Genomic DNA, 19,572 nt, shown 5'->3' with positions numbered 1-19,572 from the left:
GGCAGCGCACGGCGGCGGGGAGTCAGGCGCCGCTCGCCGGCGTGCCCACGGCGGTGGGCGGGTCCAGGCGCAGCACGACGGCCGCCGTGCCGAGCGCCGGGAGGTCGACCGGAACGGCGCCGTCCGGCTCGGCGGCGAGGTCGCGCGGGTCGCGGCCCAGGTAGGTGGTGCGCGCGGCCCCGGTGACGGTGAACGGGGTGCGCAGGCGGCAGGTGACGGGGGTGTCCGCCACCGACTGCAGCCGCACCAGGAGTTGCCCGTCGCCGGGGACGGTGACCCCGACGAGGCGGACCCGGGGGTCGTCCAGCGTCAGGAACCGGGTCTGCGCCGTCGGCCGCGCACCGGCTGCGGCGCGGGCGCGTACCGGCACCAGGGGGTGGCTGGTGACGGCGGCGACGCGCTGGGCGTGGACGGCGACGTCCTCCTCGCCCGCGGCGAAGCCGACGCTGTAGCGGAAGACGTGGTCGAACCCCTGCTGGGCGGGGAAGTTGGTGTCCCAGATGTTGTTGTGCACCCAGGAGAAGACGGTCGCCGGCTCATCCTGCGGCAGGGACTGCGGGTAGGGGACGTAGGGGATGGCGATCCCGCCGAGCTGGACGAGCGGGGCGTCGGCCGTCGCCAGTGCGGCGTGGTGCGTGCCGTCGCTCAGGCCGATCCAGCGCCGGATCGCGCGCATGTGGGTGGCCGAGCCCGGTACGGTCTCGCGGTCGGTGCCCAGGACGCCGCCCGTGGCCTCCGTGTGCACGACGGGGTGGTCGAGGGCGAAGGGGAAGGCGAAGAAGGCGCTCTCCTTGGTGAGGGTCGCGGTCTTGTCGATCCGGTTCTCGATGTCGAGGCGGGCCGCGCCGTGCGGCAGGTGCAGCCGTACGCGGAGCCGGCGGGTGCCGGCCGGGGCGCACTCGTAGACGAGCGTCTGACCGGTGGCGTCCGCGGTGCGGTCGACGAGGGCCGCGGGCGGGGCGGTGCTGCGGGAGGCGAGCAGGTGCATGGAGCCGTCGGCCACCGTCTTGCTGGACTGGTGGTTGAACGCGCCGGCCGTGGCGTACTCGTCGTACACGTACCCGTTGAGGCCGACGACGGCGTCCTGGCGCACCATCTCGCGGCCGGTGGCCTTGTCGACGACCGAGGAGACGCACGCCTCGCGCAGGTCGACGGTGACGCGCAGGCGGTCGTTCTCCAGGACGGTGGCCGCCGCGGCGGGCGCCCCCGCCGCCTCCTCGCCGCGGGCCTCGGCCGGTTCCGCGACGGTGACGACGTCCAGGCGCACGGTCCCGCAGGCCGGTACGTCCGTGACGGGCACGTTCAGGAAGCGGCCGGCCGCGCGGTGGCGGTCGTTGCTCTGCGCCTCCGGCAGGAACGGCAGGGCCGCTCCGGTGCGGGCGTCGCGGACCTCGACCGCGGTGCCGAGCGCGACGGTGCTCTCCGGGAGGAAGAGCCGGGCCGTCTCGGTCCGCGGCCAGCTGCACGTGTTCACCACGTGGAAGGAGGCGGCCGCGTCGTCGGCCGGGGCGAAGGCCTCGCCGAGCAGGGCGGAGGCGGCGTCCAGGAGCGTCTCGGCGCCGTCGTGGGCGCGCACGGCCTGGGAGTACTTCCAGTGCCACTGCTGCTCGCCGGAGCCGTGGCCGTGCTCGCCGTGGGTCCAGGGGTCGCCGGCGCCCCAGGTGTGCTCGTTGAACAGGGAGGCGGACCGGTAGACGTCCGGCGCGCCCGCGGTGACGGCGGTGCTGCCGGGTACGCCCATCAGGTGGGCGTACCCGGCCACGGTCTGCGCCTCGGCGAGGGCCGCCTGCCCGCGCCGGGTGGCGGCCAGCGGGACGGCACCGGCGCCGACGCCGTCGACCCACCAGTCGCTCCAGTCGCCCCGGTAGGTCTCCAGGCGGTCCCCGACGCGGTTCTCCGCGTCCTCGAAGAAGTCCTGGTTGCGGGAGGCCCGCAGCTGCGGGTACGCCCACTGCTCGTTCCAGCGGCGCACCGTGTCGGAGATGATGCGGCGCGGCGGGCCGTTGTCCGCGAACTTGCCGAGGACCCGCAGGTGCAGCACGTCCCACGGGTAGGGGTCGGCGGTGTCGGGCAGGTCGAGCGCGGGGAAGCCGGGGATGCCGCGTCCCTGGTGGGGGTAGGGGAAGCGGGCCAGGGCGCTGAGATAGGCGGGCAGCAGGTCGTCGACGTGGTCGTAGGACTCGTCGAAGCCGAGGATCGAGCCCTCCATGTAGGCCAGGCCGTGCGGGGTGTCCGTGCGCCAGACCAGGACGCTGTTGCCGCTCGGCGCCTGCCAGCGGAACAGGCGGGGCAGGTGTTCGCCGCCCACGAGGTGGGGCACGGCGCGGCCCGCCCAGTTGTGCGCCACGGAGAGGTAGCGGATGCCGTGGTCGGTGAGGACGTCGGGCAGGCCCACCACCTGGCCGGGTACGTCCGTCTGCATGGCGGTGGTGATGTCGATGCCGTGCCGCTCGCGCAGCTCGGTCATCGGGCGCATCAGTTCGTGCAGTTCGTCGGTGGAGCAGGTCTCGGTGTGCAGGTTGAACGGCATGGCCGTCAGCTCGACTCGGCCCTCGCGGACCCGGTCGAGGAGGTTCTCCACCTGGCGGGCGGGCCGGTTGGCCCGCCAGTCCTGGAAGGAGTGGAACCCCTCGACGGCCCAGCGGAACCGGGCGGGGTCCGGCCAGTCGTCGGTGTCCCGGCACAGTTCGAGGAGGGAGTCGAGGTAGGCGCGGCTCTCCGCCATCACCCGGCCCTGCGGGTCGGTGTAGCCGATGTCCAGGTGGGAGTGCTGGACCAGGTGCAGCGTCCAGTGGCGCTGCGGGTGCGCCTCGAAGGGGAGCCGGGTGCCTTCCTCCAGTTCCGGCAGCTCGATCAGCAGGGGGGTGGGGGCGTCCACCTCCGGAACCAGCAGGCGGATGTCGCCGTCCGGTCCCGGCAGTATCTCGCTGTGGACGGGGGTGCCGCCGCCGGTGGTGACGCGGGCGGTGGTGACGCGCGGCGCCGGCCGTGCGCCGTCGGGGCGGCTCACCCGCAGCCGGACGGACTGCAGCAGGCCGCCCCTCCCGTCGTGGCGCAGCAGCGGCTCTCCCGACAGGCGCACCCGCAGGCCACCGAGGCCGGCGGTGGTGGCCACGCGCTCCTTCAGCAGGTCGCGCGCGATGTCGGAGTCCCACCAGGACGGCCGGGTGAGCGGTGGCTTGGGCATGGTGCGTGAGGTCCTTTGCGTTGGGTGTGCGGTGGTGCGGTCCGCCGCGTCAGGAAGGCTGCCTGCGCTGGTGGGTGGCGTCGGCGAGGGTGGCGAAGATCTGGACCATGGCCGACTGGTTGAGGGTCGCGGCCGGGGCCTCGGGGTCGTAGTCGCCCCCGTTGGAGGGCTGGAAGCGGAACAGCCCGGTGGCGGGGTCCCGGTTGGAGTCGTACGTGCTGTCCGCGTACGCGGACATGGCCTTCAGATAGGCGGGGTCGTGGCGGACCGCGTCCAGGTCGAGCAGGTCCTTGAAGTAGAAGGCGTTGAACACGGCCGGCTGGTCGTGCAGCCTGCTCCCCTGCGTCCAGTACGCCAGCGAGCCGCGGGCGTCCTCCAGGGCCTTCTTCAGGTACCCGGTGTCGCCCGTCCCCCGGTAGAGCGCGGTGGCCGTGCCGATCATGGCACCCGAGTTGTAGGTCCACAGGGTCTCGTTGGTGCTGCCGTCGTCGCCCCGGTCGTTGTTGTAGAGGCCCGGTGCCGCACGCATGCAGGAGTACACCCAGCCGTACCACTGCTCCGCCTTGGCCAGGTAATCGCGGTCGCGGGTGTGCTCGTAGAGGCGGGCGGCGAGTTGGGCGGAGAGGGCGGTGACGTTGGTGGCCCGGAAGGTGTTGTCCGGCGAGTCGTACCAGTCCATGCCGCCCGGGCAGGCCTTGGTCGCGTCGTCGTCCCAGGCCCGGGAGACGACGGGCACGACCTGCTCGGCCCGCTCCAGGAGGCGGGCGTCGCCGGTGGCCTCGTACTGGTCGAGCTGGCTCAGGGCGACCACGGCGTTGTCGTCGTAGTAGATGTCGCCGCCCGTGCCCAGCGGGGCGGGCAGGTAGGAGGCGTAGCCGGGGCGGTCGCCGCCGGTGAAGTACAGCTCGGCGGTGTCGAAGCGCTCGGCCGCGTCGCGCCGGTAGGAGGGTCCGGTGCGGGGCAGTGCCTGCATGTCGACGGCCGCCTGCGCGGCCTCGCGGAACGGCCACAGGAAGGAGTGCTCCGGGTCGCCGGCCTGCCGGGGGGTGTGCTCCAGGTAGAGCCCGTGCCGGTCCGGGCCCTCGTACAGGTGCTGTTGCAGGACGCGGTAGGTGTCGGTGGCGCGCTCGGCCCAGGTGGCGGAGGTGACCGGGCGGGCCCCTGCGGGGTGCTGGGTGTGCGCGGGGCTCTGGGCGTGCGCGGGGGCGGCGGTCCAGAGGAGTCCGGCGCAGATCACCGGAGTGGTGGCACGGACGAGCAGCGATCTCAGCATGGGTGGTGCCCTTCACGACGACGGGAGGGGAGAGCAGAGGTGGTTCAGCGGTGGATCCTGAGGCTGCTGACGAAGAAGCGCTGGGCGGAGAAGAAGAGCACCAGCGTCGGCAGCGAGACCAGGAGGGCGCCGGCCAGGACGACGGGCGGCCCGACGTTGGAGTAGTTGCCCTGCAGGTCGGCGAGGGCGGCCATGACGGGCCGGATGTTGCGGCTGGTGACCATGGTGATGCCGAACATCAGGTCGTTCCAGACGGCCACGAACTGGAAGACGAACACGGCGATCATGGCGGACCGGGTCAGCGGGACGTGGATCTGCCAGAACACCCGCCACCACGTCGCGCCGTCCATCCGCGCGGCCTCCACGACCTCACGCGGCAGCGTCAGGGCGTAGTTGCGCATGACGAAGAACGCGAACGGCACCGCGATCGCCGTGTAGATGAGCACGAGGCCGATCTGGGTGTCGTACAGCGACGTGTGCGCGTAGGAGAGGAACAGGGGGCGGAGGAACACCTGGAGGGGCAGCAGGGTGCCGGAGTAGATCACCCAGAACCACAGGGCCTGCCGTTTGACGGGCATGATGATCGTGGCGAAGGCGGCGAAGCCGGCGATCACCGCGGCGGCCGCGGCGCTGACCACGGCGTACAGGAGGCTGTTGCCGAGCGCGGGGCCGAGGTTGGCCCTCTCCCAGGCCTGGGACATGTTGTCGAACAGTCCGAACTCCTGGGGCAGCCAGTGCGGGCTGCCGGAGTAACTGCCCGCCGGTACCAGCGCGTTGACGACGAGCAGCCAGGTGGGGATCAGCCACAGCACGGCGAGTACCGCGATGGTGGCGTTGCGCAGAACGCGGCCGAGTGACATCGTCATCCGCCTTTCACGTCGAGCTGACGACGCAGGTAGACCCAGGAGGCCGCCAGCACGATCACGGTGAGGACGACCGCGATCGCCGCTCCGGCGCCGGGCCGGAGTTCGAGGAAGGTCTCGTTGTACATGGACACGGCGAGTGTTTCGGTGGCCCGCCCGGGGCCTCCCTGGGTGAGCACCCAGATCAGGTCGAAGGACTTGAGGCCGTTGACCAGGCTCATGCCGATCACGATGATCGACACCGGCCGGAGCTGGGGCAGGACGATGTGGCGGAACTGCTGCCAGCCGTTCGCCCCGTCCAGGGAGCCGGCCTCCAGTGTCTCGGGCGGGATGGACTGCAGCCCGACCAGGAAGAGGATCACGGCCACGCCGGTGGCCTGCCAGGCGTTGGCGAGGATCATCACGACGGTGTTGCCGGGCCAGGTCAGCAGCCAGCCCTGGGCCACGGAGTCGAGGCCGACGGTGGTCAGGACCTGGTTGACGGCGCCGTCGGTGGTGAGCATGAAGTTCCACACCACCGCCACCGCGGACCCCGACAGCGCGTAGGGCAGGACGACGCACAGCCGCGCGAGGCGGGAGAGGCGCCCGGCGTTGGTCATGACGGCGATGGCGAGCCCGAGCACGAACGGCAGCGCGACCGTGCCCACCACCCACATCAGGGTGTTCTGGATGGAGCGGGCCAGGGCCGGGTCGGAGGCGAACAGCGCGTAGTTGTCGAACCAGCTGAACGGCGCCGTCCGCGTGTCGCTGAAGAAGCTCCGGTAGACCGTCCACACGAACGGGGCCAGCAGGAACAGCGTGACCAGAAGGACCGCCGGGGCCATGAAGCCGCCGGCCGCCAACCGCTCCCGCGTGGTCTGCCACGCGTGGCCGAGCGGGAGGCGCGGGGCCGGGCGCCGGGGTCCGGCGGGTCCGCCGGCCGCGGTCGGCGGGCGTCGGTCGGTGGTGGAGGTGCTCACGCTTCGTCTCGCTTCCAGGCCGCCCATTCGTCTTGTGCGCGCTCCTGCATCCGCTTCAGGGTCGCGGCCGGAGAGGTCTGCCCCGCCATGAAGCCGCCGAGGTCGTTGCTGTTGCCCTGGACGAGGCTGGGCGGGCTCGCCTCCCAGTAGCGGACCAGTGCCTGCCGGCGGTTGCGGGCGACGTCCCGCTGGAGTCCGGCCACCACGGGGTTGCCGGCCTGCACCTTCGGGTTGGCGGAGCTGTCCTCCAGGAAGTCGCTCCACACCCGCTGGACGGACGGGTCGAGCCAGGCCCCCACGTTCGCCATCGCCGCCTCGTGCGAGGAGGCGCGGCCGGGCACGACGAAGACACCCGACTCGGCGATGACGCTCTTGGCGGTGGCGGGGCGCACCGTCGGGAGGATGAAGGCGCCGTAGTCGGTGCCCGGCTTCATGCCCGCCGCGGACATCCCGGACGCCTGCCAGGTGCCGTGCAGGAACATGCCCACCGTGCCCTCCTTCAGGGCGCCGGGGCCGCGCGCCTGGTCGAAGTCGGGGGACGTCATCCAGCCCTTGCGCATGAAGTCGTGCCAGATGTCCATCGCCCGGCGGGCCGGGGCGTCGGTGTAGGAGGCCTCGCCGTCCACCAGCCGCTGGTAGAAACCGGGATCGGACTTGCTGACCAGCTCCTGGAACCACTCGATCGCGGGCCAGCCGCCCACCTGGCTGGCGAGGAACGGGGTGATCCCGTTGCGCTTGAGGACCTCGGCGCAGTGCAGCAGCGCGTCCCAGCTGTCCGGGACGGACAGGCCCAGCCTGCGGAAGACCGGCTTGCTGTAGAAGAGCACGTAGTACGACTCGTACAGCGGGATCCCGTACGCCTTGTCCCGGTAGGAGACCGCGTCCCACGACGAACCGCGCACCCACCCCTTGGCCGCGTACCCCTTGAAGACCCGCGTGAGGTCGGTGAGCCCGCCGGCCCGCGCCAGCCGCTTGAGCTGGTAGCCGGACGCCCACTTGACGAGGTCGGTCGACTTCGAGGTCTGCAGGGTCATCTGCACGACCTGCTGGTACGAGGTGACCGAGGGGTTCGACAGCGGCCTGAGTTCGTAACCGGTGATCTTCTTCAGCTCGCGGCCGGCCGAGCGGTAGCCGTCGTCCCAGGTGGCGTTGTCGTTGGAAATGCTCGTGGTCCCCGGCTGCGCGGACGTACTCGCTCCCCGCGCGCAGCCGCCCGCCGTCAGGACGGCCGCACCGGCGGCCACCCCGGCAAGGAAGCGGCGCCGAGCAAGCGGCACGGCCGCGCTGCTGGTCCTGCCCGATGCTGACATTGATCACCTTCACGGAATCGGGCCACCTGCATGGCCGGATGTGAAGCACAGGGCGTGCGACGCCGAAGAAACGCCGGAGCTGCCCGGTACGTGTTGCGTGGAGGTTAACGACACCATTCCAGTGGTAGCAAGGGTTGCACGCGGAAAAGTATCCGGGCGAGTGACGGAGTTCGATATATGGGCAGGTCAACCAGGCATAGGCGCCTCAACAAGCACCCGAAGCGGCCATGGACATCTTCGGCCATGCGCTGTTATCGTTAACGCGCATCGTGGAGCCGAGTAAGGAGCAGATGTGCCCGCGTCTCGTTCGTACGACCCCCTGCCCAGCTACCGGCCGGTCGCCGGGGAGGTGGCCGGGGGCTGGTCGGTCCCGGCCGCGGATCTGCCGCTCGGCCCCCTCGTCCTCGCGGTGGACGGCCCGGCGGCCCTCGACTGGACCGCGCTGGCCGACGGCGTCGCGGACGCCGTGCGCTCCGCGGGCCGGGTCGCGGACCTGCTCGACGTCCGCGACCACTACGCGGCGGCGGCCGACGAGCGGGTGGCCGCCGCGCCCGTCCCGGCCGACGACCCGTTCTTCACCCCCCTGTCGCGGGGCGAGGTCGCGGACCTCTTCGACGCCGTTCCGCGGCCCGGACGGCCCGGGCGCGACGGGGTGACCGTGGTGTTCGGGCCGGGTGCCGCGCTGTGCGGGCCGGACGTGCTCTGGTACGCGGACCTGCCCAAGCGGTACGCCGAGGCGGCCGTGGCGAAGGGCGAGCTGCCGATCGGCGCCAACCTGGGGCGCCCCGGCGAACCCGGCGACCTGGTGCGCCTGTTCTACACCGACTGGCCGGTCCTCGACCGGCACCGCGACGCGATCGCGGGACGGGTCGACCGGTGGATCGACGTACAGGACACCGCCCGCCCCGCCTCCCTCGACGGCGCCGCGCTGCGCGGCACCCTGGCCCACCTGGCCCGGGGCCCGGTGCGCACCCGGCCGTACTTCAACTCGACCCCGTGGGGCGGCCAGTGGGCGGCGAGCGAGCTCGGCTTCACCCCGCGGGCCGGCAACACCGCCCTCGGCTACGAGCTGATCGCGCCCGAGGCCGGCGTCCTGGTCGGCGAGAAGGACGGCCCCCGGGTCGAGCTGCCCTTCCAGCTCCTGTGCGTCCTGCACCCCCGGGAGATGCTCGGTGAGGACGCGCACCGCAGGTTCGGTACGTCCTTCCCGATCCGGTTCGACTACCTCGACACCGTGGGCGGCGGCAACCTCTCCCTGCACCTGCACCCGCGGGAGCAGTACATGCGGGAGGTGTTCGGCTGGCCGTACACCCAGCACGAGACGTACTACGTCACGGCCGCCGAGGACGGCGCCCGGGTGCTGCTCGGCCTTACCGAACAGGCCGACGTCGAGGCCCTGCGCAGCCAGGTCGAGGACTCCATCGCCCACGGCACGCCGGTCCCGGTCGAGGACCACGTCCAGTCCCACCCGGCCACGGTCGGCCAGCTGTTCATGATCCCGGCCGGCACACCGCACGCCTCCGGCGCGGGCAACCTGGTCCTCGAGGTGAGCGCGACCCCGTACCTCTACTCGCTGCGGCTGTACGACTGGCTGCGCAAGGACGCCCGTGGAGCCTCCCGGCCCCTGCCCCACCGGCACGGCTTCGCCAACCTGGACACGGAGCGGCGCGGGGCGGACGTCATGAAGGACCTCGTGCAGCAGCCGCGTACGCTGCGCGCCGGGGAGGGCTGGCGCGAGGAGGTCGTCGGCGCGCTGCCCGAGATGTTCTACGCCGTGCACCGCCTCGTCGTCGCGCCGGACGCGGAGATCGGGGACGACACCGCGGGCCGCTTCCACATCCTCAACGTCGCCGCGGGCGAGGGCGCGGTGATCGAGACGGACGACGGCCGCACGCACACACTGGCCTTCGCGGAGACCCTCACCGTCCCCGCCGCGGTCGGCGCGTACCGCGTCCGCGCGGTGGGCGGCGAAGAGGTGCGGATCGTGAAGGCGCTGGTGGTCGAGCCGTGACCGCCGGTGGCCGGGTCGTGCCCGCCAGTGGCCGGGTCGTGCCCGCCGCCCCGGTCGCGCCCGTGCCGGTGCTCGACGTCGGCGGTACGCACGTCACCGCCGCGCTGGTGGACCCGGTCGGCGGCCGCGCCGTCCCCGCCGCGGTGATCCGCGAGCCCCTGGACGCGCACGCGGCGGCCGACGCCGTCCTCGACGCCATCGCCCGGGCCGCCCTCGCGCTGCCGGACGGGCACGACACACGCTGGGGCGTGGCGATGCCCGGCCCCTTCGACTACGCCACCGGAGTCGGCCGCTTCTCCGGCGTGGGGAAGTTCGAGTCCCTGTCCGGCGTCGACGTCGGGGCGGGCCTGCGCGCGCGGCTGGGCGGCCGCGCGGAGCGGTTGCGCTTCCTCAACGACGCCGACGCGTTCGCGCTCGGCGAGTACGGCTCCGGTGCCGCGGCGGGTCACGACCGCGTGGTCTGCCTGACGCTGGGTACGGGCGTCGGCTCCTCGTTCCTGTCCGCCGGCCGTCCGGTCCACACCGGCCCACTCGTCCCGCCCGACGGGTACGCGCACCGCCTGACGGTGCACGGCCGGCCCCTGGAGGACACGGTCTCCCGCCGGGGCATCCGGTCCCACTACGCCCGCCTCTCCCCCGCTGCCGACGGGCACCTGCCCGACGTCCGCGAGCTGGCGGCACGGGCGGTGAAGGGCGACAGCGCCGCGGTGGAGGCCTTCCGCCACGCCTTCGGCGCACTCGGCCTGGCCCTGGCTCCGTGGCTCGGCCGCTTCGAAGCCACCGCGGTGGTCGTCGGCGGCTCGGTGGCCCGGTCGTGGGACCTGGTCCACCCCGCGCTCACCACCGGGCTGGGCGCGTCCGGCGGACCGGTGGTACCCGTGCTGCCGGCCCGGCTGCCCGAGGAGGCCCCCCTGATCGGGGCCGCCCGCTGGGCGCGGGACGCGCCGGAGGACCCGTGACGGCGCGGGGGTGCCGTTCGGATCCCGTGCCGGGGCCCGCGACCCCCGGCAAGATCCGAACGACGCCTCCTGGGGCACCGGTGCAGGTGGACGGCGAAAGGGGCAGGGGTGTGACCGCTCGGCGGGGCGGACTGCCGACGATGCACGACGTCGGCAGGCTCGCGCAGGTCAGCGCGATGACCGTGTCACGCGTACTCAAGAACGACCCCGGCGTCTCGACGGCCACCCGCGAGCGGGTCTTCGCGGCGGTCGACCGGCTGGGCTACCGCCGCAACCAGACCGCGCGCAGTCTCCGCCTCGGCGGCAGCGGGATGATCGGCCTCGTCGTCACCAACCTCGCCAACCCCTTCTACTCGCGCCTCGCGCTCGGCGTCCAGGAAGTCGCGACGGAGTACGGGTTCCGCGTGCTGCTCAGCAACTCCGGCGAGCAGGCCGACCGGGAACCCGAGCTGATCGACGGACTCGTCGACCACCAGGTCGAAGGGCTGATCGTCGTCCCGGCCGGCAGCCGCCAGCAGCACCTGGCCGCGGCCATGCGGCACGTCCCGGTCGTCTTCGCCGCACGGCCGCCCGCCGGGCTCGACACCGACTGCGTCCTGGTCGAGGACTTCCACGGCGCCCGCGAGGCCACCGCCCGCCTGCTGGCCGACGGACACACCCGCGTCGCCTTCCTCGGCAACCCGCCGGCGCTCTACACGGGTGCGGAACGCCTGCGCGGCTTCTGGGCGGCCCACGAGGAGGTCGGCATCGAGCCGGACAACGCCCTGATCCGCCAGGGGCTGGTCGACTCCGCGGCGGCCGAGCGCGCCACCCTCGACCTGCTGGAGCAGGCGGAGCGCCCCACCGCCCTGTTCTGCACCAACAACCGCATCAGCCAGGGCTCGATCCGGGCCCTCTACAAGGCGGACACCACCCTCCCCGTGGCCGGCTTCGACGACTTCGACCTCTCCGACGTCCTCGGTCTGCCCCTGACCCTCGTCTCGTACGACGCGGACGAGATCGGCCGCCAGGCCGCCCGGCTGCTGGTCGACCGCCTCGAACACCGCGACGCGGAACCGCCGCCCTCGCGCCGCGTCACCGTCCCGACCCGGGTGGTCCGCCGCGGCGCGCCGGACCGGGGCTGACCCTTATCCGTACCCCTCCGCCGAGCAGCCGGCGCGCCCTGCGCCCGCGCGACCGCTCACCCGCTCACCCGCTCACCCGCACAGAAACCACCCGTCGGCCGACCGCTGAGAGGCTGCTGCCCCATGGGCTTTCCCACCACCGTCAAGGACCACCCGGTCGTCCGGCGGGCGATCCACCGACTGGACGCCCTGGGCGACCCCCGTCTCGGTGAGACGCTGACGCGCTGCCTGGACGACACGCTGGCCCGCACCATCCAGGAGATGCCCGACCGCACCGCGTTCGTCGTGACCGGCGACATCCCCGCCATGTGGCTGCGCGACTCCTCCACACAGCTGATGCCCTACCTGGCGCTCCTCGGGGACAACCCGCCGCTGCAGGACCTCGTGCTGGCCGTGCTCCACCGCCAGTTCCAGCAGATCGCGCACGACCCCTACGCCAACGCCTTCAACGCCGAACCGTCCGGCCGGGCCCACGACCCCGGCGACCTGTGCGACGACCCCTGGGTGTGGGAGGAGAAGTACGAGGTCGACTCCCTCGCCCTCCCCCTTCTGCTGGCCCACCGCTTCTGGAGGGCGACCGGACGGACCGACCATGTCCCCGGGGCGCTTCGGACGGCGCGCACGGCCATCGGGGTGTGGCGCACGGAGCAGGACCACGAACACCGCTCCACGTACCGCTTCCGCCGCGACGACTGCCCGCCGGGCGACACCCTGGCCGACGGAGGGCGGGGAACCCCGGTCGCGAGGACCGGGATGACCTGGAGCGGCTTCCGGCCCAGCGACGACGCGTGCCGCTACGGGTACAACGTCCCCGCGAACCTGTGTGCCGCCGCCGCCCTCGACGGCGTGGCCGAACTGTCCCGGCACGCCCAGGACTCCGGACTCGCCGACAGCGCGACGCGGTTGGCGGCGGAACTGCGGGCCGCCACGCTGCGGCACGGCACCGTGGAGCACCCCCGGTTCGGGCGGATCTACGCCTACGAGGTCGACGGCCGCGGCAGCACGCTGCTGATGGACGACGCCAACATGCCCGGGCTGCTCTCCCTGCCCCTCGTCGCGAACGTCCCCGTCACCGACCCGCTCTACCTCGCCACCCGGCGGTTCGTCCTCTCCTCGGCGAACCCCACCTGGTGCCGGGGGACGGCCGCCGAGGGCATCGGCAGCCCGCACACCCCGGACGACCACATCTGGCCGATCGCCCTCGCCGTCCAGGGCCTGACCAGCGACGACGAGGCGGAGAAGGTCGCCCTCCTGCGCACGCTCCTGGCCACCGACGCGGGCACGGGCCAGATGCACGAGTCGTTCCACAAGGACGACCCCGGGCGCTACACCCGTCCCTGGTTCTCCTGGGCCAACGCCATGTACGCGGAACTCGCCCTGGACGTCGCCGGACTCGGCACCCGGCCCCTGTGGGCGCGGGCCTGAGGTCAGGCGGGCGCCCCCGTGCCGACCTCGCCGGCCTCGTCGGTCTCCCGGGTCCGCGCGGGCTCGGGCACCCGCGCGGCGGCCGGTTCGCCGGCGACGCGCGTCGAGCGGTTGCGTCCCACGCCGGGGTGGAGGAGGACGAAGGCGAGGACCGCGGCCAGGAACGTGAGGCCGGCCGAGACGATCAGGCACAGGCGCATGCCGTCGAGGAAGGCGTCCCCGACCGCGCCGAAGACCTGGCCCGCCTGCGGCCCGAGGGCCAGCGAGCCCACCGCGCCGAGACCGGAGTCCCGCGTCGCGTCGGTGACCCGGCCGGCCAGCGCGCCGTCCACGCCCGCGTCGGCGAGGTGGCCGGGGAGCGAGGAGACGGCGCGGCTGGTGAGCAGGGCGCCGAGCACGGCGGGGCCGAGCGCTCCGCCGACCTGGCGGAAGGCGTTGTTGCCGGCGGCCGCCATCCCGGCCAGCGGGTGCGGTACGGAGGCGACCGCGGTGGCCGTCATCGGCGTCGTCACCAGGCCCATGCCGAGCCCCAGCAGGAGCAGCCGCCAGGAGAGCGAGCCGAAGGAGGTACCGGCGTCCGCGCCGAGCAGGGTGAGCATGGCCGCCGTCATCATGAGCAGACCGGTGGTGATCATGAGGCGGGGCGAGAGCCGGTGCATGACGCGTCCCGCGACACCGCTGACGACCAGGGCGGCCCCGGTGATCACGAGGAGGCGCCAGGCGGTGCCGAGGGTGTCGAGCCGCTGGACCATGCCGAAGTAGAGGCTCAGCACGAAGAAGAAGCCGATCATGCCCAGGAACATGATCATGGCGACGAGGGCCGTGGCGGTGAAGCCGGGGCTGCGGAAGAGCGCGAGGTCGAGCATCGGGTGGGCGGAGCGCCGCTCGACCACGACGAAGAGGGCGCCGCTGACGACGGCGACGGCGAGCGCGGCGACGACCTGCGGGTCGCCGAAGGAGCCGGCGCCGCCCTCGATGACGCCGTAGACGAGCGCGGTGATGGCGAGCGCGGCGGTGATCTGCCCGGGCCAGTCGAGCCGCCCGGCGCGCGGAGCGCGGGACTCGGGCAGGGCCCGCAGGGCGATGACGACGGCGACGAGGGCGACGGGCAGCGGCACGAGGAAGATCCAGCGCCAGCTGACGCTGCTGATGATCGTCCCGGCCAGCACACCGCCGACGGCGAGCGCGCCGAGCAGGCACATCGCCCAGATGCCGATGAACTTCCCGCGCTCGCGGTGGTCGGGTACGGCGTGGCTGATGAGGGCCAGCGTCGTGGGCAGCAACGCGGCGGCGCCGAGCCCGGACAGCGCCTGCCCGGCCCACAGTTGGCCGATCGAGTGCGCGGTGAGCGAGGTGGCCGCGCCGGCGGCGGAGAGCAGCAGTCCGGCGAGGAACACCTTGCGCCGGCCGTGCACGTCGCCGAAGACGCCGGCGGTGAGGATGAAGGCGGCCATCGGCAGCACGAAGGCGTCCGACACCCAGGCCAGTTGGGAGGTCGTCGTGGACAGCGCCGACTGGATGGCGGTCAGGCTCACCGAGACGCTGGTCACCGGCAGGTAGGCGACGAAGACCCCGAGACAGGCCATGACCACGGTCGCCCCGCGACGGGCCACGGGTGAGGGCGGTGACTGGGACAACACAACTCCTTAGCGGCGCCGGGGGCCGGCGCGGGAAGCGATGAGAGACGAGAGGCCTGGGGCGGCGGCTCCGGCCGCGACCGGGCCGCACGGCCGGAGCCGCCGCGGGCCGGAGCCGCCATGAGTCGGAGCCGCACGGCCGGGCCGTGTCGCACCGGACGCCGTCGGCCGGCGGCCCGAAAATCGAACATCGAGCCTCACCGAGTCTCCCTCCACAGAGTCCTTTCCATCAAACACAACCCCTGCAACCAGCGGAAACCTGCACCCAAGTCCCCACCACGCCATACTTGCTCCATGCTCGACACCCTGGACAGCCATATCCTCCACGCGCTCCATATCGCACCCCGGGCGCCGTTCCGGCTGGTCGGTGAGGTGGTCGGCGCCTCGGAACAGACCGTCGCGCGCCGCTACCGGACGATGCGGCGCACGGGCACGGTCAGGGTGGTGGGGCTCGTCGACCCGGCGGTGCAGGGCCTGGTGGCGAGCCTGGTCCGGGTCTCGCTGCGCCCCGACCGGATCGACGCGTGCGCCGACGCGCTGACCCGGCTCCCCGAGGTCTCCTTCGCGCACATCACCTTCGGCGGCTCCGAGATCGTGTGTTCGATGGCGACACCGCACGAGGGGCGGATGCCGGAGGTCCTGCGCCAGCTCTCCCGCACGCCGGGCGTGCTGGACATCGACAGCCGGATGGTCCTGCACACCTACTCCCCGCCCGGCGCGGACTGGAGGCGGCTCAGCCCCTCGCTCCCCGAGGACGCGGAGCGGTCCCTGCGCGAGCACCATCCGCGCACGGCATCGCAGGGCCCGCCCCTCGCGCCGCACGAGGAGGACGCGCCCCTGCTCGCCGCGCTGGCCGAGGACGGCCGGGCGAGCCAGGCCACGCTCGCCGACCGCACCGGCTGGACCACGGGCCGGGTCGCCCGGCGCCTGGAGTCGCTGGAGCGCTCGGGCACCCTCTTCTACGACGTGGACCTGGCCCTGGAGAAGCTGGGCTACCCCTTCAGCGCCGCGATCTGGCTGACCACGTCCCCCGCCCACCTGCACGCGACGGGCTCGGCCGTCGCCGCGCTGCCCCGGGTCGTCTTCGCCTGCGCCACGACCGGGGCGCAGAACCTGATGGCGATCGTCATGTGCACCAGCACCGCCGACTTCTACGACTGGCTGAGCCGCCGGCTGGCGACGGTGCCCGGAGTCACCGGCTACACGGTCGGCGTCCGCCTGCGCATCCTCAAGAAGGCCGCCTCACTCGTCTACCAGGGCCGACTGGTCGCGCCGCCCCGGTGAGGGCCCGGCGCCGTCAGGTGCGCGCCCTGGGGGCGCCCCCGGCCGGAGGCCGGCGTCGCCGGGCAGACGGGAATGCGGCGACCGGGATCAAGGGGCGACGGAGCCGGCCGCCGTGTGCCGGAAGCGGGCGACGAGCGCTGCCCAGCGGTCGTCGAACGAGGCGACGTCGAGGAGTCCCGTCAGCTCCTCACGGCAGCGGGCCTCGGCCCGTTCGCCGCGCTCGGCTCCCGCGGGCGTCAGCGTGCAGTACACACCGCGGCGGTCGTGTTCGCAGGAGACGCGGGCCGTGAGGCCCTTGTTCTCCAGCCGGGTCACGAGCCGGCTCATGGACGACTGGTCGAGCCCCACCGCGGCGGACAGCTCCTGGACACGGGTGCCGCGCTCATGGCCGTACCGCAACTCGACGAGCACCATCAGCTCGGGCAGCGAGATCTGGTACTCGCTCGCGAGCAGCCGCTCCAGCGACTGGTTGAGCTGACCGACCATCAGCGTCAGCCGACGCCACAGGTCGAACTCACCGGGACGCCCGGCGCGCTCGTCGGCCGACATGTCGCCTCCCCTTCGTTCACTCCCCTCCACTATACCCACCTGCATGCACAATACATGTCCGTACACATACTTATCATGGGCTCCCCTCCCCTAACCTGCCCCAACGGCCGGGTGTCCGGCAGGACCACTGCAGATCTGTCCGGGAAACTAGATGCAGGCGCCTGCATCTAGCTCTACGGTGAGAGACACGAAGCGAGCGGCGTTGTTCCACGCCGGTCCTCGGCATGCCCCGGCACCGGCCGGGCGTGCGGCGCGCGACCGCGCCCGTCCCCGACTGCATCGACACCAGGCGGTACGCATGACACGCGGAACACCCGAATCCTCCACGCCCGATACGACGACGGACGCTTCGCAAACCGCTCCAGCGCCGGCGGAGACAGACGCTCCGGCGAGCGACAGACTCGACCCGGCATTCCTGCGCATGGCGGGTGTCCTGCTGCTCGCCCTGCTGATGGCGCTGCTCGACGAGACGATCGTCAACGTCGGCGTCAAGACGCTCAGCGGCGAGTTCGGCTCGCCGCTCGCGACGGTCCAGTGGGTCACCGCCGGCTATCTGCTCGCCGTCGCCGTCGCCACGCCGTTCGCGGGCTGGGCCGTCGACCGCTACGGCGGCCGCAGCATGTGGATCGCCGCCGTCTCCCTGTTCGTGGTCGGCTCGGTGCTGTCCGGCTTCGCCTGGTCGATCGAGTCGCTGATCGTGTTCCGGGTGGTCCAGGGGCTCGGCGGCGGCATGATCGTGCCCGTCGTGCAGAGCGTCCTCGCGACGACCGCGGGCCCCGCACGGGTCGCCAAGGCGATGGCGCTGATCTCGCTGCCGCTGACCCTGGGCCCGATCCTCGGCCCCATCCTCGGCGGTGTCCTCGTGGACGCGGTGAGCTGGCGCTGGATGTTCCTGATCAACCTGCCCATCGGCCTGGTCGCCCTGCTGCTCGCGCTGCGCACCCTGCCCGCCGACCAGCATGCCGGCCGCCCCGAGGAGCGCCTGGACGTCCTCGGCCTGGCGCTCCTCTCCCCCGGCTTCGCCGCGCTGGTCTACAGCTTCACGACCGCCGCGCACTCCGGCGACGCCTCGTCCCCGAAGGTGCTGGTCGCCTTCGTCGCCGGTGTGCTGCTGCTCGTGGGGTACGTGGTGCACGCGCTGCGCACCCCGGCGCCGCTCATCGACGTGCGGATGTTCGACAAGCGCGGCTTCACCATGGCCGTCATCACCATGTTCTTCGTCGGCGCCGTCGCCAACGCCCTGCTCTTCCTGACCCCGTTGTACTACCAGCAGTCCCGTGAGTTCGGCGCCCTGCACGCCGGTCTGCTGCTGATCCCCTCCGGATTCCTCGGCGCCGCCGGCGCGATCACCTCGGGCAAGACCGCGAACAAGGTCACCGCGCGACTCACCTCGACGGCCGGCATGCTGATCACCGCGCTCGGTGCGCTCGCCTTCTCGCAGATCGGCTCGGGCACCAACACCGCGCTGCTCTCCGTCGCACTCGGTCTCACCGGCTACGGCATCGGCCTGACCGCGCCCGGCACGATGGCGTTCATGTACCGGGCCGTGGGCGAGGCCAGCGCGCCGCGGGCCACCAGCGCGCTGTTCATCTTCAACCAGATCGGTGGCGCGCTCGGCATCGCGGCGATCGCCATCGTCCTGCAGGAGCGGCTGGGCGACGGGGGCGGCCACCCCGCCGGCGCCTACGGCGGCTCGTACTGGGTCATCATCGCCTTCAGCGTGGTCGCGGCCCTCGCGGCCCTGGTCCTGCCCGGCTCCTTCCGCGCGGAGGCACCCGGGGAGGGGCCGCCCGCCGGCGAGGAGAAGGCCCCACTGCCGGAGGCCACTTCGGCCTGAACCCGCCCTCCCCGCACTCCGGCCCGCCCGGCATCCCCTGGGTGGGCCGGTTCCGTCCCTCCACCACCTCGCTGCGTCACCGCCCGGCGTCCGGCGCCCGGGTGCGCCTTGCCCCGCGGCGCGATCAAGCTGCCGGGACAGTTGTACGCTGCGACCATGCAGTCGTCCGCTCTCCCTCCGTCGTCGGATTCCGCCCAGCCGGGTCGTCTCACCGAACCCGCGGAGCGCGGTCTGCTGACGGAGCGGATCGCGCGCCAGCTGGAGCACGAAATCCGGTCCGGCGAGATCGCGGTCGGGGCGAAGCTGCCCTCCGAGCGCGAGTTGGCGGCCCAGTTCGGTTCCAGTCGCAATGTCGTGCGCGAGGTACTGAGGCGGCTTGAGGCGCAGCGCCTCATCGAGGTCGCGCCGGGGCGCGGTTCCTTCGTCCGGGAGCAGAGTTCGGGACAGGCCAGGGAGTACGACGCGCTCTACCGCGCCGGCCGCCCGACGGTCCGCCAGCTCATCGAGGCGCGGCTTCCGCTGGAGGTGGAGATGGTCCGGCTGGCGACCGGGCGGGCGACGGACGACGACATCGCCGTGATGCGGCGCTCGTGCGAGACCCTGGAGTCGGCCACGGACGCCGTGGTCAAGGCGCAGGCCGACATGGAGTTCCACGACGCGATCGCGGTGGCGAGCAAGAACCCCGTACTGCGGATCATGCTGTCCTCGATCAGCGGCATGATGTTCGAGATGATGCTCCGCTCCAACTCTGACCCGTCGATCGGGGAGCCGGGGGTGCCGCACCACCCGGAGATCTTCGAGGCGATCGAGGCACGCGACGAGGACCTCGCGGCCACGCGGATGCGGGAGCACCTCACGCTCGGTCTGCGCACGTACGGGGCAGACCTCGATGTGCAGGTGGACATCATGGCACGCAACCACATCGAGACACTGCTGGGGCAGGCGGAGGCCCGGCGGGCGGGCAACGGCAGAGCGGGCGGGTAGCCACCGCTCGCACCGACCGGAGTGACCGGGCCGGGCCGACCGGGCCGACCGGAGCGGCGTAACCGTTCCGTTGTGCGGATCTTCCCCTCGGGGGCTGTTCGGAAGCCTCGACCCCCTGTTACGGTCCCGTCAGCAAACTGGTCCTACCAGTTGGACCAGTGGTTCGGGAC

General features: G+C 72.8%; 14 protein-coding genes. 7 read left to right on the top strand and 7 right to left on the bottom strand.

What is annotated here, in order from left to right; all coding sequences use genetic code 11:
- Positions 1–22 precede the first annotated feature (22 nt).
- From IG94_RS0126945 to IG94_RS0126925, 5 genes are read right to left on the bottom strand one after another with little or no spacing between them, the layout of a single operon-like run.
- On the bottom strand, positions 23–3,187 hold the full coding sequence (locus tag IG94_RS0126945) for a glycoside hydrolase family 38 N-terminal domain-containing protein (protein WP_031042496.1): 3,165 nt from the start codon (positions 3,185–3,187) through the stop codon (positions 23–25).
- 49 nt (positions 3,188–3,236) lie between these two features.
- Positions 3,237–4,460, bottom strand: a complete 1,224-nt coding sequence (locus IG94_RS0126940; protein ID WP_031042493.1) for a glycoside hydrolase family 76 protein — start codon at positions 4,458–4,460, stop codon at positions 3,237–3,239.
- Positions 4,461–4,504: 44 nt separating this feature from the next.
- Positions 4,505–5,326 (bottom strand): carbohydrate ABC transporter permease, encoded by an 822-nt coding sequence (locus tag IG94_RS0126935; protein ID WP_031042489.1) that lies wholly within the window; start codon positions 5,324–5,326, stop codon positions 4,505–4,507.
- The gene (locus IG94_RS0126930) at positions 5,323–6,282 is read right to left on the bottom strand and encodes a carbohydrate ABC transporter permease (RefSeq protein ID WP_031042486.1); all 960 of its coding nucleotides are present in this window, start codon (positions 6,280–6,282) and stop codon (positions 5,323–5,325) included. Before IG94_RS0126930 ends, IG94_RS0126935 begins: the two co-directional genes overlap by 4 nt.
- Positions 6,279–7,592: an ABC transporter substrate-binding protein gene (locus IG94_RS0126925; RefSeq protein ID WP_031042483.1), complete on the bottom strand. Its 1,314-nt coding sequence runs from the start codon at positions 7,590–7,592 to the stop codon at positions 6,279–6,281. The genes IG94_RS0126930 and IG94_RS0126925 overlap by 4 nt, the downstream gene beginning before the upstream one ends.
- A gap of 292 nt (positions 7,593–7,884) precedes the next feature.
- Between IG94_RS0126925 and IG94_RS0126920 the strand changes: the two genes are divergently transcribed.
- The 4 genes from IG94_RS0126920 to IG94_RS0126905 all read left to right on the top strand — a co-directional run bounded on the left by IG94_RS0126920 (position 7,885) and on the right by IG94_RS0126905 (position 13,111).
- Complete coding sequence (locus tag IG94_RS0126920) at positions 7,885–9,603, top strand: class I mannose-6-phosphate isomerase (protein ID WP_031042480.1); 1,719 nt, start codon at positions 7,885–7,887, stop codon at positions 9,601–9,603.
- 62 nt (positions 9,604–9,665) lie between these two features.
- Positions 9,666–10,562, top strand: a complete 897-nt coding sequence (locus IG94_RS0126915; protein WP_037763335.1) for an ROK family protein — start codon at positions 9,666–9,668, stop codon at positions 10,560–10,562.
- Between the two features lie 110 nt (positions 10,563–10,672).
- Positions 10,673–11,686: a LacI family DNA-binding transcriptional regulator gene (locus IG94_RS0126910; RefSeq protein WP_031042477.1), complete on the top strand. Its 1,014-nt coding sequence runs from the start codon at positions 10,673–10,675 to the stop codon at positions 11,684–11,686.
- A 123-nt stretch (positions 11,687–11,809) separates the two neighbouring features.
- Positions 11,810–13,111 carry a glycoside hydrolase family 125 protein gene (locus IG94_RS0126905; RefSeq protein WP_031042476.1) on the top strand — a complete coding sequence of 434 codons (1,302 nt, stop codon included), beginning with the start codon at positions 11,810–11,812 and terminating at the stop codon, positions 13,109–13,111.
- 2 nt (positions 13,112–13,113) lie between these two features.
- Here IG94_RS0126905 and IG94_RS0126900 read toward each other — a convergent pair whose 3' ends face one another.
- On the bottom strand, positions 13,114–14,697 hold the full coding sequence (locus tag IG94_RS0126900) for an MFS transporter (RefSeq protein WP_052410893.1): 1,584 nt from the start codon (positions 14,695–14,697) through the stop codon (positions 13,114–13,116).
- Positions 14,698–15,042: 345 nt separating this feature from the next.
- Here IG94_RS0126900 and IG94_RS0126895 point away from each other — a divergent pair, with 345 nt between their 5' ends.
- Entirely contained in the window at positions 15,043–16,032 is a 990-nt protein-coding gene (locus IG94_RS0126895) for an Lrp/AsnC family transcriptional regulator (protein WP_031042472.1), read from the top strand.
- Positions 16,033–16,119: 87 nt separating this feature from the next.
- On the opposite strand, the gene IG94_RS0126890 is transcribed toward IG94_RS0126895, so the two are convergent.
- Positions 16,120–16,581 carry a MarR family winged helix-turn-helix transcriptional regulator gene (locus tag IG94_RS0126890; protein WP_031042468.1) on the bottom strand — a complete coding sequence of 154 codons (462 nt, stop codon included), beginning with the start codon at positions 16,579–16,581 and terminating at the stop codon, positions 16,120–16,122.
- A gap of 421 nt (positions 16,582–17,002) precedes the next feature.
- Between IG94_RS0126890 and IG94_RS0126885 the strand changes: the two genes are divergently transcribed.
- Complete coding sequence (locus IG94_RS0126885) at positions 17,003–18,418, top strand: DHA2 family efflux MFS transporter permease subunit (protein ID WP_063763411.1); 1,416 nt, start codon at positions 17,003–17,005, stop codon at positions 18,416–18,418.
- Between the two features lie 156 nt (positions 18,419–18,574).
- Entirely contained in the window at positions 18,575–19,402 is an 828-nt protein-coding gene (locus tag IG94_RS0126880) for a FadR/GntR family transcriptional regulator (RefSeq protein ID WP_031042462.1), read from the top strand.
- The last annotated feature ends 170 nt before the right edge of the window (positions 19,403–19,572 follow it).

It is taken from the genome of Streptomyces olivaceus, assembly GCF_000721235.1.
In the GTDB taxonomy this organism is placed as follows: Bacteria; Actinomycetota; Actinomycetes; order Streptomycetales; family Streptomycetaceae; genus Streptomyces; species Streptomyces olivaceus.
The sequence above is the reverse complement of the archived record's forward strand: the minus strand, read 5'-3'. Positions and strand labels throughout refer to the sequence as shown.